The 12,333-nt window shown below is 73.8% G+C and carries 12 protein-coding genes and 1 pseudogene; 7 read left to right on the forward strand and 6 right to left on the reverse strand.

The window, feature by feature from the left end; translation table 11 throughout:
- Positions 1-11: 11 nt before the first annotated feature.
- Positions 12-458: a DUF1801 domain-containing protein gene (locus GA0070621_RS25630; protein WP_091200541.1), complete on the reverse strand. Its 447-nt coding sequence runs from the start codon at positions 456-458 to the stop codon at positions 12-14.
- 237 nt (positions 459-695) lie between these two features.
- Here GA0070621_RS25630 and GA0070621_RS25635 point away from each other — a divergent pair, with 237 nt between their 5' ends.
- The gene (locus tag GA0070621_RS25635) at positions 696-1,583 is read left to right on the forward strand and encodes a GNAT family N-acetyltransferase (RefSeq protein WP_091200542.1); all 888 of its coding nucleotides are present in this window, start codon (positions 696-698) and stop codon (positions 1,581-1,583) included.
- Positions 1,584-1,976: 393 nt separating this feature from the next.
- Here GA0070621_RS25635 and GA0070621_RS25645 read toward each other — a convergent pair whose 3' ends face one another.
- On the reverse strand, positions 1,977-3,656 hold the full coding sequence (locus GA0070621_RS25645) for a DNA repair helicase XPB (protein ID WP_091200546.1): 1,680 nt from the start codon (positions 3,654-3,656) through the stop codon (positions 1,977-1,979).
- 174 nt (positions 3,657-3,830) lie between these two features.
- On the opposite strand from GA0070621_RS25645, the gene GA0070621_RS25650 reads away from it, so the two are divergent.
- The gene (locus GA0070621_RS25650) at positions 3,831-4,727 is read left to right on the forward strand and encodes a L,D-transpeptidase family protein (RefSeq protein WP_091200548.1); all 897 of its coding nucleotides are present in this window, start codon (positions 3,831-3,833) and stop codon (positions 4,725-4,727) included.
- Between the two features lie 112 nt (positions 4,728-4,839).
- Positions 4,840-5,076 (forward strand): hypothetical protein, encoded by a 237-nt coding sequence (locus GA0070621_RS25655; RefSeq protein ID WP_091200550.1) that lies wholly within the window; start codon positions 4,840-4,842, stop codon positions 5,074-5,076.
- Between the two features lie 19 nt (positions 5,077-5,095).
- Here the strand turns inward: GA0070621_RS25655 and GA0070621_RS25660 are convergent, their stop codons facing one another.
- Positions 5,096-7,564 carry a helicase-associated domain-containing protein gene (locus tag GA0070621_RS25660; RefSeq protein WP_091200552.1) on the reverse strand — a complete coding sequence of 823 codons (2,469 nt, stop codon included), beginning with the start codon at positions 7,562-7,564 and terminating at the stop codon, positions 5,096-5,098.
- 83 nt (positions 7,565-7,647) lie between these two features.
- Here GA0070621_RS25660 and GA0070621_RS25665 point away from each other — a divergent pair, with 83 nt between their 5' ends.
- Positions 7,648-8,271: an HAD family hydrolase gene (locus GA0070621_RS25665; protein ID WP_091200554.1), complete on the forward strand. Its 624-nt coding sequence runs from the start codon at positions 7,648-7,650 to the stop codon at positions 8,269-8,271.
- A 28-nt stretch (positions 8,272-8,299) separates the two neighbouring features.
- Positions 8,300-8,686, forward strand: coding sequence for a cold-shock protein (locus GA0070621_RS25670; RefSeq protein WP_091200558.1), 387 nt, complete (start codon positions 8,300-8,302; stop codon positions 8,684-8,686).
- On the opposite strand, the gene GA0070621_RS25675 is transcribed toward GA0070621_RS25670, so the two are convergent.
- Complete coding sequence (locus GA0070621_RS25675; RefSeq protein ID WP_091200560.1) at positions 8,647-9,477, reverse strand: 1,4-dihydroxy-6-naphthoate synthase; 831 nt, start codon at positions 9,475-9,477, stop codon at positions 8,647-8,649. The genes GA0070621_RS25670 and GA0070621_RS25675 overlap by 40 nt on opposite strands.
- 196 nt (positions 9,478-9,673) lie before the next feature.
- Between GA0070621_RS25675 and GA0070621_RS25680 the strand changes: the two are divergent.
- Positions 9,674-9,829, forward strand: a pseudogene (locus tag GA0070621_RS25680) (helix-turn-helix domain-containing protein); the annotation flags it as partial.
- Between the two features lie 44 nt (positions 9,830-9,873).
- Positions 9,874-10,080 (forward strand): hypothetical protein, encoded by a 207-nt coding sequence (locus GA0070621_RS29655; protein ID WP_157740053.1) that lies wholly within the window; start codon positions 9,874-9,876, stop codon positions 10,078-10,080.
- Here the strand turns inward: GA0070621_RS29655 and GA0070621_RS25685 are convergent.
- Positions 10,052-10,702 (reverse strand): futalosine hydrolase, encoded by a 651-nt coding sequence (locus GA0070621_RS25685; RefSeq protein WP_091200562.1) that lies wholly within the window; start codon positions 10,700-10,702, stop codon positions 10,052-10,054. The two genes, GA0070621_RS29655 and GA0070621_RS25685, sit on opposite strands and share 29 nt — an antisense overlap.
- Positions 10,699-12,300, reverse strand: a complete 1,602-nt coding sequence (locus GA0070621_RS25690) for an MFS transporter (RefSeq protein WP_091200564.1) — start codon at positions 12,298-12,300, stop codon at positions 10,699-10,701. The genes GA0070621_RS25685 and GA0070621_RS25690 overlap by 4 nt, the downstream gene beginning before the upstream one ends.
- Positions 12,301-12,333 lie beyond the last annotated feature (33 nt).

The following is a 12,333-nucleotide window of genomic DNA, read 5'->3' on the forward strand; positions in this document are numbered from 1 at the left end:
CGCCGTCCCGCCTACTGTCGGCGTTCGCTGGCCCGGTCGACGCCCTTGTGTACCCGGACCGTGCGATCGACGAGCTCGCGTAGCGCGCTCTCGTCGACGTCGTCGAGGCGCTTCAGGTAGAGGCATCCCTTACCGGTCTTGTGCGGGCCGAGCCGGGCGAGCACTGACGCGTGCCGCTCCTCGAACCCGCCCACCAGGTAGACGACGAGCTGCTGCTTGCGCGGCGAGAAGCCCGCCAGCGGCCAGTCGCCCGTGCGCCCGCTCTGGTAGGTGTAGCGGTAGCTGCCGAAGCCCACGATGCTCGGGCCCCACATCACCGGGGGCTCGCCCGTGACCTCGCGCAGCAGCGTGCAGAGGCGCACCGCGTCGGCCCCCCGACGTTGGTCGGGGACCGCCGCCAGGAAATCATCGACGCTGGCGTCGGTCGGCACGGTCACCGGCTGTTTCGATGTCGCCATGGGCCGATGCTCTCAGCCGAGTACGACACGACGCTCACGACCGCCGCCAGCGACCTGGACTGGACGTGCCCGGACGTCCTTGCCGGCCGATCGCCGGCGGCCCGCCGGCACGAAACATGTTTGACACCGGCCCGGGCCGCAATGCCTACTGCCCACCGAGCATCGTCGAGCCGGCCCGGCACCAGTCGCCACGGTCAGCCGTCGGGCGATCGGCGGCGGGCGAACGGGCAGAGGATCATGGCGGAGCTGGGCGGGGACGCGCTGACCTGGAAAGAATTCGGCGAGGAACACCTCGCGGCGCTGACGGAACTGGCCGAGGCGTGCCTGGCCGCCGACGGTGGACTGCCGCTGTTCGCCCGTACCCCGCTGTTGCGGGCCCGACTGCTCCAGGCCCGTACCCTCGGGGTTTGGCATGACGGCGGCCTGGTCGCGGCCGCGGGCGTCGGCACCGCGCGGGAGCCGGCCACCAGCACCGGCCTGGTGCATCCGGCCTGGCGGGGGCGGGGTCTCGGCAGCCGGCTGCTGAGCTGGGCGGACGAGCAGGCCGGTGCCGCGGACCTGCTGCTGACCACCGAGTCCTGGAGTGCGGGTGCGGAAGCCCTCTTCACGGCGCGTGGCTTCGAGCGAACCTTCACCGAGTGGGTGCTACGGCACGACCTCGACGCACTCCCGGACGTCACGCGCCCCGACGACCTGCGCACCGAGCCGGTGACGCTCGCTTCCGAGCTGTTCGAGACCTACCGGGCGTCCTTCGCGGACCGGCCCGGCTTCGTCGAGCCGACGGCCGAGGAGTGGCTGGGTGATCTGCGGGAGGACGACGACTACCGGCCGGACCTGTCGCTGCTCGCGCGCGGCCCCGACGGCACGCCGGTCGGCTTCCTCAACATCCTCGACAACTGGATCGACCAGGTGGGCGTCGTACCGGAATGGCGGGGCCGGCGGGTCGGCGCGTACCTCGTGGCGAGCGCGCTGCGGGCGCTGGCCGAGGACGGTACGCGGGAGGCGTGGCTCTGCGTGAACGACAACAATCCGGCCGCCGCCCTGTACCGGCGGCTCGGGTTCCGCGACGCCGGCCGCCGCGCCCGCTACCTGTGCCGTCGTCCAGCCGCAGATCAACCCCGATAGCCGTCTGCGCCACCTCGGTCGGTCTCCGGGTCAGCGGTCCTGCTCGGCTCCCGGCGAATGACGCTCTCATTGAAAGAGTCGGCCGGGCCTTCTGGAGCGCCCCCGCTTGGTGATCATGGAATCCCTGCGCCTGCGGCGCACCATGATCGAGTTCACCTTCCGCGTCAGCCCTTTGAAGATCCTGTCCTTCATCGCGTCCTCCCATCGCGCCTGGGCCGGATCGGCCGTGGCGATCCGCGCCGAGCGACGTATCGCCGCCCGCGTACCCGATGAGACCGCGGTCATTCGTCAGCGTCGGCCTGCGCCGAAGCCGACTCCACCTCGGCGACATGGCGGTGTCGGAGCGACCCGGACACCGCGACATCCCCGAGGCGGAGTTGATCAAGCCGAGGGTCAGTCGAAGGAGGGCAGGGACGGCCCCAGGACGTCGTCGGCGTCCACGATGGTGTACGCGTACCCCTGCTCGGCGAGGAAGCGCTGGCGGTGGGCGGCGTACTCGGTGTCGATGGTGTCCCGGGAGACCACGGTGTAGAAGTGCGCCTGCCGGCCGTCGGCCTTCGGGCGGAGCACCCGGCCGAGCCGCTGCGCCTCCTCCTGGCGCGAGCCGAACGTGCCGGACACCTGGATCGCCACCGCCGCCTCGGGCAGGTCGATGGAGAAGTTGCCGACCTTCGAGATGACCAGCGTGCGCACCTCACCCGAGCGGAACGCGTCGAAGAGCCGCTCGCGCTCCTTGTTGGTGGTGGAGCCCTGCACGATCGGCGCGTCCAGGTATTCGCCGAGCTGGTGGAGCTGGTCGATGTACCCGCCGATCACCAGGACCTGCTCGTCCGGGTGCCGGTCGACGAGGGCCTTGACCACCGGCAGCTTGGTCCGGGCCGTCGCCGCCATCCGGTAGCGCTCCTCGGCCTCCGCCGTCGCGTACGCCATCCGCTCGGCGTCGGTGAGGGTGACCCGTACCTCGGTGCACTCGGCCGGGGCGATCCAGCCCTGCGACTCGATGTCCTTCCACGGCGCGTCGTACCGCTTGGGGCCGATCAGGCTGAACACGTCGCCCTCGCGGCCGTCCTCGCGGACCAGGGTCGCGGTCAGCCCGAGCCGGCGGCGGGCCTGGAGGTCCGCGGTGAACCGGAAGATCGGCGCGGGCAGCAGGTGCACCTCGTCGTAGATGACCAGACCCCAGTCGCGGGCGCCGAACAGGTCCAGGTGGGTGAACGCGCCGCCGCGCCGCGAGGTGAGCACCTGGTACGTGGCGATGGTGACCGGGCGGATCTCCTTGCGCTCGCCCGAGTACTCGCCGATCTCGTCCTCGGTCAGCGAGGTGCGGGCCACCAGCTCCCGCTTCCACTGCCGGCCGGCGACCGTGTTGGTCACCAGGATCAGCGTGGTCGCCTTCGCCTCGGCCATCGCCGCCGCCCCGACCAGCGTCTTGCCGGCACCGCAGGGCAGCACCACCACGCCCGACCCGCCGGCCCAGAACGCCTCCACGGCCTCCCGCTGGTACGACCGCAGCGTCCACGGCTTGACGCCGTCCTTGCCGGCCTCGGCCAGCTCGATCGGGTGCGCCTCGCCGTCCACGTACCCGGCCAGGTCCTCGGCCGGCCAGCCGAGCTTGAGCAGCCCCTGCTTGAGCCGCCCCCGCTCGGACGGGTGCACGGCGATCGTGTCGTCGTCGATCTTGGCGCCGAACATGCCGGCGAGCTTCTTGCTCTTGGCGACCTCGATCAGCACCACCCGGTCCAGGGCGCGCAGCACCAGACCGTGCACCGGGTCGTTGGCGAGCTGTAGCCGGCCGTACCGGTCCATGGTCTCGGCGACGTCGACCAGCAGCGCGTGCGGCACCGGGTAACGGGAGTATTTGATCAGTGCGTCCACCACGCCCTCGGCGTCGTGGCCGGCGGCCCGGGCGTTCCACAGGCCCAGCGGGGTGAGCCGGTAGGTGTGCACGTGCTCCGGGGAGCGCTCCAACTCGGCGAAGGGCGCGATGGCCATCCGACACGCCTGCGCGTCGGGGTGGTCGATCTCCAGCAGCAGGGTCTTGTCCGACTGCACGATCAGTGGTCCACCGCTCACGCCAGCGCCCTCTCCCTTGCCGGATCCTCGTCGCCCGCATGCCGGCTGACCTGCCAGAGGCGGACCATCCAGTGTTGCACGCGCGGAGGTGTCCGGAAAAAGTCACGCCGGAGAGGCAACGCGACATCAGCCCCGGACGTCTAGCAAGGGAACACCTGTCCAGGGGGAGGGTCCATGAAGCGTGTCCGACTCACGGTTCGAGCCGTCGCCCTGGCCACGGTCGTGCTGGTCGGCGTGGGTGCGTGTGCGCTCGATGCGCAGGGCGACGGCACCGGGGCAGCCGCCCCGGTGCCGGTCGGCGTGACGGAGACAGCATCGGGGGCGAGCGCGCCCGCACCCACACCGGGCCAGCCGACCGGATCCCCGTCGGCGGAGCCGAGCCGGACGGCCGCGCCGGAGCCGAGCGCGACGGCCACGCCGAAGCCCAGCCGGACGACGTCGCCCACCGCCAAGCCGAAGCCGAGCGCCTCCGGGTTCACCGGCTGCCCGCAGGGCGAGCAGCAGCGGGCCGTGGAGCAGTACCTCGCCAAGCTGGGCGGGTTCGGGCCGGTGACCGTGGACGGGAAGCAGTCCGCCGCCGACTGCGCCGCGATCAAGAAGTTCCAGCTCCGGTACGGGATCAGCCCCGCCGCCGGTCGCGCCGGCGCCACCACGTACGACGTGGCGCGGCGGCTGGCCGGCACCGATGTGAGCCGCTGCCGGGCCGGTTCCGGGCTGACCTTCTGCGTCGACCTGACCCGGCAGACCGTCTGGGCGATGCGGGACGGCAAGGTGGTGATGGGCCCGACGGTCACCCGCACCGGCATGGCCGGGTACGCCACCCCGACCGGCACCTACCGGGTCGGCTGGCGGAACCCGAAGGAGTGGTCCAACCCGTACGAGGTGTGGCTGCCGTACTGGCAGCAGTTCAACGGCGGGATCGGCTTCCACGAGACCACCACGTACCTGCACAACGGGTCGATCGGTTCGCACGGCTGCGTCAACCTGCTGCACCGCGACGCGGTCCGGCTCTGGGAGTTGGGCTCGGTCGGCACCCGCGTGGTCGTTTTCGGCCGCCGTCCCGGCACCTGAGCTGCCCGTACCCCTGAGCGCCCGGCGCGTATCCGGGATTTATCCCCTGTCCGAGAGTCCTTTTCGGTGCCACGCTGGAGATCGGGGTCCAGCGGGGCGGGAGGGGCTGACGATGACGGTCGACCACGACGTACTTCCCGAGGAGGACCAGGCACCGGGCGGCGAGGTCTCCACGGCGGCCCTGATCGGCTACGGGATCGCCGCCGTCGGCATCCTCGGCTGGTTCCTGTTCGGGCTGCTGGTGCAGCGGCAGGGCTTCGTCGACTCGGTCGGCGAGTCGGCCGGCGCGGCGTTCGCGCTGCTGCTCGCCGTGTCGGTGGTCGAGATGATCCGGCACAACGGCCGCTGAACGGGCCGGACCGGGGCGTTCAGTCCTCCAGCACCGCCGCGGTGATCCGGTGCAGCGCGAAGGTGTGCATCATCTCCGTCCGATCGTCCTCGGCGCGCAGGTAGCCCGCACCGATCGACACCGGGCGGACCAGCCGGGAGGCGGTCGCCCCGTGCGCGTCGACGTATCCCACCCAGACCAGCGCCTTGTCGCGGACCGCCTGCTGGAGCACGGCGAGCGCGTCGCTGTGCGTGTGCGCCGGCACCGGGCCGGTGCGTGCCGCGCCGCCCCGGACCACCGCCGGGGCCCGCCGGGCCGCCCGCGCCGCCGCGTCGCCGCGCCGGATCTGCTCCACCACCCCGAGCAGTCGGGGCATGGGCAGCCTCGGCGAGGCCAGCGGGTCCAGGCCGCGGCTGGCGACCGGCATCCGGGCCGGTGCCCGCCGGGTCTTCGGCCGGGCGAGCACGGTCGAGCCGCTGGCGTCCTCCGGCACCGGCGCGTATCCGGCGTCGCGCAGCGCGGTCAGCATCCGCCCCACCTGGTACGGGGTGACCAGCACCGTCGGTGCCAGCCGGCGGAACGCCAACTGCTCCAGCCGCCTGTCGGCCAGCACCTCGGTGAGCAGCGCCTCGTCGTCGCTGCGCACGTATCCGCCGGCCGAGCCGACCCGCAGCCCGCCGTGCTTGCGGGCCACGTCGTCCACCAGGTACGTCAGCCCCTGCGGCACCGGCGTACGCGACCGGCGGCGGAACAGCGCGTGCAGGTCCTCGGCCGAGTAGCCGGCGTCCAGGGCGCGCCGGACGCTGGCCGTGGTGACCCGGTGCACGCTCGCCCCGCCGGCCGACTCGTGCTCGGCCACCACGTCCAGCTCGGCGGCGAGCCCGGGGTCGGGCGGACCGGGCACCACCAGGGTCAGGTCGGCCTGGAGCAGGAAATGGTCGACCGGGGCGGGCAGCAGCGCGTCCAGCGCGCGTACGGCGGTGGACGGTTCGTCCGACTCGGCGTCGGAGAGCAGCCCGAGCGGGTCCTCCGCCCGCTCGTCGGCCTCGGTCACGTCGGCCAGCAGCAGCCGCCCGTACGAGGTGAGCGCGCCGAGCCCGGTCACCCCGAACTGGGCCGCCTCGGCCAGCACCTCGCGGTGCGCGGCCTCCCGTCCCCGGGCCCGCCGGGGTGCCCGCCAGTTGAGCAGTTCCAGCATCTCGTCCGGGGTCGGGGCGGTCGCCGGCGGCAGGTCGGCCAGGATGGCGAGCACGGTACGCCGGGCGGCCGGGGCACCGGCCCGTTCCGCCTCGGCGGAGAGCACCGCGATGGGGCGGTCCCGGTCGTCGCGCTGGCCGACCAGGCCCACCTGGCGGGTCATGGTCAGCCAGGCCCGGGCCAGTCGCTCCCAGCGCTGGGCCAGTGAGCCGGCCCGCCACACCTCGTACCCGCCGGTGGGCAGGATCTGCTGGTCGCCGCCGTACCGGGTGGTCGCGGCGCCGGTCAGGTCCAGCTCGCCGACCAGCCCGGCCGCGTACGCCACCTCGAACAGCAGCGCGGTGGTCGGGTCGTCCAGCCCGAGCCCCCGGGCCAGCCGGCGCAGGTCCCGTACGCCGACGCCGCCGGAGCGCAGCACCGGGGCCGGCTCGGCGGCGAGACTCTCCAGCAGCGCCTCGGTGTGGCGTACCACCTCCATGGTCTGCCCGGCCCCGGCGGAGTCCACGGCCTTCGGCTCCCGGGGCGGGCTCACCACCACGGGCGGGTCGGTGCGCAGCGGGCCGAGCGGACCACTGTCCCGGCGCAGCAGCAGACCCACCTCGCGGGGCAGTTCGACGGCGCCGCCCCGGCCGCCCGAGACTGGCACGAGCAGCCGGTGTTCCACCAGCCAGCGGATCGGTGAGCCGGTCGGTGCGCCACCGTTGGTCGGGTCCGGGGGAAGCTCGTCCTCGGCGCCGGTGGCGGGGGCGTCGAGCGCGCCCGGGGGCACCGTGCCGACCGGTGGCCCGGCGGCGAGCCGGTCCAGGATCGCCCGGGCCGAGGGTGGTGCGGCCAGCAGCGTCCGCCGTAGCTTCGCCGGGTCCGCGCACAGCGCCGCCGTCCGCGGGTCCAGGTCCGCCGCCGGTCGGCCCAGCCCCGCCGGGTACGGGGACACCTCGTCGACCCCGTCCACCACGTGCAGGTCGTGCTCCGGGCCGTACAGCAGGAAGAGCGCGCGGAGCCGGTCGACCGCGCGCCGGACGGCGGTCGGGGCGGGCGGGTGCGGGCCGGCGGTGGCCAGCGCCAGGATCGCCTCGGTGGCGGTGCCGCCGCCCTCCGGGTCCCGGGTGAGTCGGGCCGCGTCGAGGATCTGGAGGGTGAACTGGTCCAGCCCGTCGAGGGCCCGGGCCACGGAGACCCGCGACTGGGCGCGGATGGCGAGGGCGGAGATGTCGGCCGGCACCGGCACGACGAGGTCCGGCCGCAGCTGGAGGAGGGCGGCCAGGGACTCGTCGGGGAGGGTCCGCAGATGGTCGGCGAGTGAGGTGGTCATCGTCGTACCACGCTAGCCCGGTCGGGGGCCGTCGCGCCCCTCGGACGTCCGGCTCGGTTCGGTTCGGCGGGTAGGTTCTCGGCATGCCCTCACTGATGGTCGGTTTCGACCTCGACATGACCCTGGTCGACTCGCGCCCCGGCATCGCCGCCGCCTACCGGGCGCTGTCCGCGCGTACCGGCGTGCACGTGGACGCGGACGCGGTGGTGTCGCGGCTCGGCCCGCCGCTGCGTACGGAACTCGCCCACTGGTTTCCGCCTGAGCGGGTGGAGGAGGCGGTCGCCGCCTACCGCGAGCTGTACCCGGCGTACGCGATCACCCCGACCCTGCCGATGCCCGGCGCGGAGGCCGCGATCGAGGCGGTGCACGCGCGTGGTGGCCGGGTGATGGTGGTGACCTCGAAGATCGGCCGGCTGGCGAAGCTGCACCTGGACCACCTCGGGTTGGCGGTCGACGAGTTGGCCGGGGATCTCTTCGCCGAGCAGAAGGCGACCGCGCTGCGGGAGCACGGCGCGGCCCTCTACGTCGGGGACCACGTGGCGGACATGGTCGCGGCGACGACGGCGGGAATCCCAGGTGTGGGAGTGGCGACCGGGCCCTGTACGCAGGACGAACTGCGGGCCGCCGGCGCGCACACGGTGCTGGATGATCTCAGCGGATTCCCGGCGGCGCTGGACCGGATCATCCAGCTAGCCTTGAAGGGGTAGTCGTCTCGAGCGAAGCAGAGGTTGTCAGGTGCCGACGGGTCGAGTGAAGTGGTATGACGCGGCCAAGGGATACGGGTTCGTCACCAGTGATGAGGGTGGCGACGTGTTCCTGCCCAAGGGCGCGCTGCCGGCGGGTGTCACCGACCTGAAGGGCGGCCAGCGGGTCGATTTCAGCGTGGTCGACAGCCGTCGCGGCGCGCAGGCGATGGGCGTGAAGCTGCTGGAGGCGCCGCCGTCCGTGGCGGAGCTGCGCCGCCGGCCGGCCGAGGAGCTGCACGGCCTGGTCGAGGACATGATCAAGGTGCTGGAGGCGAAGGTCCAGCCGGACCTGCGCCGGGGCCGCTTCCCGGACCGGAAGACCGCGGAGAAGATCGCTCAGCTGGTCCACGCGGTGGCGCGCGAGCTGGAGGTCTGAGGAACGAGCCCGGCGTCGGCGGCCCGGCCCAGCAGCGCCTCGACGGCGGCGAAGCCGGCCTCTCCCAGGTCGGCGGTGAAGTCGTTGACGTAGAGGGCGATGTGCCGGTCCACCACGTCGGGCTCCATCTCCTGGGCATGGGCCAGGACGTAGTCCCGGCTGGCCTCCGGATCGGCCCACGCCTGGCGTACCGACTCGCGGATCCAGGCGGCGGCCTCGACCGGGTCGACCGCGCCCTTGCGGGCCAGGATCGCGCCGAGCGGGATCGGCAGGCCGGTGTCGCCCTCCCACCACTCGCCGAGGTCGACCAGCGCGGTCAGCCCGTGCCGGGGGTAGGTGAACCGGGCCTCGTGGATCACCAGCCCGGCGTCGTACCGGCCGGCGGCGACGCCCGGCATGATCTCGTGGAACGGCACCACCTCGATCCGCGCCGGCGGGCGCTCCGCCGACCAGAGCCGGAAGAGCAGGTACGCCGTGGTCCGCTCGCCGGGCACCGCCACGGTCGCGCCGGTGAGGTCGGTCCGGTCGCCCCGGGTGAGCACCAGCGGCCCACAGCCTCGACCCAGCGCGCCTCCGCAGGGCAGCAGGTGGTAGTCGTCGAGCAGCCAGGGCAGTGCCGCGTAGCTCACCTTCACCAGGTCGAACGCCCCGCGCTCGGCGGCCGTGTTGGTCACGTCCACGTCGGCGTAGGTCACCTCGACCGGCGGCGCGCCCGGCACCCGGCCGTGCACCAGGGCGTCGAAGACGAAGGTGTCGTTGGGGCAGGGGGAGATCGCCAGGGAGAGCGCCACGCCCCCCACCGTAACCCCGGGCCGCGGCCCATCCGCCACCCCGGTCCCGCCGCGGCCGCCGCCGGGTGGGTGCTCGCCTGGCGGGACGAAGACTTGTTGCCGCCTTTGGAGCTGATATCGCGGATATCCACAGGGTTATCCACAGGGGGGCGTCCGCTGTTGAAACGGTGCTGGGCAGCCGGAGAGCATTCCGGCTGTGGGTGAATCGAACTCTTCGACCGAGCGGTGGGCAGACCTGGGCGACCTGCTTCGCCGGCTGCGGCGGCAGGCCGATCTGAGCCGGCGTGAGTTGGCCGCCCGAGCGGGCGCCCCCCAGCCGACGGTCGCGCGGATCGAGTCCGGCCGGGCCGTCGACTCCCGCTACCGGACGGCGAGGAACGCCCAGGGGAGCGGGAGTTGCTTCTCGGTGAACTGCCCGGTGCCGGTATCAGGATGGTCCAGGCACTGGCCCAGGAGCCCGGCATCAGCTTCCTGCTCACCTGCGGGTTCGAGCTGGAGGCGAGCCGACCCGCCGCGCTGCGGCTGGACCTCACGGACGGCGCGACGTGGCCGCCGCCGCGGCTGGACCGGCCGATCAGCGCAGCGCGACCGCCGCCGCGCTGAGGGCGGCGAACGCCTCCCGCATCCGCCAGGATGCCCGGTCCCGGGGTCCGATCGGGTTGGACACCGTACGCAGCTCGGCGAAGGGCAGGCCGGCCTGCGCGGCGGCAACGGCCACGCCGTACCCCTCCATGGCCTCGGCCACCGCGTCCGGGTGCCGTGCGGCGAGGGCCGCGGTGCTCGCGGCGCTGCCGGTCACCGTGTTGACCGTGAGCACCACGCCGACCGTGGCCGCCGGCAGGGCGGTACGCAGGGCGTCCAGCAGCCCCGGGTCGGCGGGTACGGCGCTGCCGACGCCCAGCAGGTCGGCCGGCATGCCCAACGCCTCCAGCGGGAGGAAGCCATCCGGCGACTCCGCGCCCAGGTCGGCCGCCACGCTGCGGGTCGCCAGCACCGTGTCGCCGACCGCCACCCGCTCGACGAAGCCGCCGGCGATGCCCGCGCTGACCACCGCCCGGTACGGCCGACCGGCGGCCTCGGCGAGCGCCAGCAGCCGGGCGGTGGCGGCTCCGGCGACGGCGGCGCCCACCCCGACCGGGGCGACGGTGACCGTGGGGTCGGTCAGGCCCGCCCGGACCGCCTCCGCCTCGGCGGGTACGGCGGTCACCACCAGCAGTCCAGTCACCCGACCGGCCCCTGGGGCTCCCGCCGGTTCTCCTCGTCGGCCCCGCCCGCCCCTCCGACGGTGGAGGACGAGGGGCGGTAGATGTGGAAGCCGGGCGGCACGAACGCGTCGTCCTGTTCGGCGGTGGGCGTACCGCCCGACGACGGTGCCGGCGAGGTGGGGGTCGGGTCCGCCAACTCCTCCGGCTGCTCGTCGGCCAGCTCGTCATCGCCGAGCGGCCGGCCGACCAGGCGTTCCCTGCGCAGCCGGCTGGCCACCAGCACACCGCGTACGGCCACCAGCGCCGCGACGCCGGCGGCGACGGTGACCCCGATCCGGCCGGTGAACGGGACCAGCCCGAGGCCGCCGCCGGCCACGAAGGCGAGCATGAGCGCGGTCTCCGAGTGGGCGAAGGAGCTGGCCCGTAGCCGCTCCGGGATCCGCTCCTGGATCGACGCGTCGACCGCGAGCTTGGCGATCCCGCTGAACAGGGACGTCACCAGGCAGAGCAACGCCACCATGGGCAGCGAGAACTTCAGCGCGGCCAGCACCGCCACCCCGGCCATGACGACCATGCCGCTGGACTGGATGGCGGCCGGCCGGTGGATACGCAGCCGGGTGCCGACGGCGGTGGCCAGGAAGCTGCCCACCGCCAGCGCGCCGCCGACCAGGCCGAGCGCGCCCTGGGCGCCCAGGGTCCGGCCGAAAAAGTCGGTGGTCAGGTCGCCCGCCTTGATCGCGAAGGCCAGGAAGAGCAGCAGGAAGCCGTACACGCCGCGCAGCGCCGCCGCGCCGATCAGGGTGGCGATCACCAGGCGGCCGGCGGGGCGGCCCCGGCCCAGTGGGCGTTCCCCGTCCCGGCGGCGCAGCGCCCGGAACGGCTGCGGCACCCGCTCCGGGGGATCGGAATCCGCCCTCGGCGGCAGGCGCAGCGCGATCACCATGCCGATCAGGAAGATCAGCGAGGCCACCCGGAGCGGCCACTGCGGCCCGAACCAGAACGCGGCCAGCCCGAGCGGGGCGACCAGCCCACCGGCCACCGTGCCGTAGACGCTCGCCCGGGCGCCCGCCTGGGACAGCCCCATGTTCTCCGGCAGCAGCCTCGGCACCGCCGCCGAGCGGGCCACCCCGTACGCCCGGGAGAGGGCGAGCACGCCGAACGCCGCGGGGTAGAGCCCGAAGCTGCCGATGTAGTCGGAGATCAGCCAGGCGAGGAAGGCCCGGCCGAGCATGGTCGTCGCCAGCGCGTACCGGCGGCCGTGCCGGAAGTGGTCCAGCAGCGGCCCGACCACCGGGGCGAGCATGGCGAACGGCACCATGGTCACCAGCAGGTATAGCGCGACCTTGTTGCGGGCCTCGCCCAGCGGCACGTCGAAGAAGATCGTCCCGGCCAGGCCGATGGCGATCAGGGTGTCTCCCGCGCAGGAGAGGGCGTGCAGGTCGAAGAGGCGGACCATGCCCACCTCGTTGCCGGCGCTGCGGGCCCGGGCCGACCCGGCCCGGCGGGTCATCCACCGTCCGCCGTGCAGCGAGCCGCGGATCAGCAGGCGGGTGGCGCGGATGCCGGTGCCGACGACCCGTCCGAGGGCGGACCGGTCGGAGCGGGAGGACGGCGGCATGTGTCCCATCCTCGCCCATCTGATCCACGTGCG

The sequence above is a fragment of the Micromonospora narathiwatensis genome, from assembly GCF_900089605.1.
GTDB lineage: Bacteria > Actinomycetota > Actinomycetes > Mycobacteriales > Micromonosporaceae > Micromonospora > Micromonospora narathiwatensis.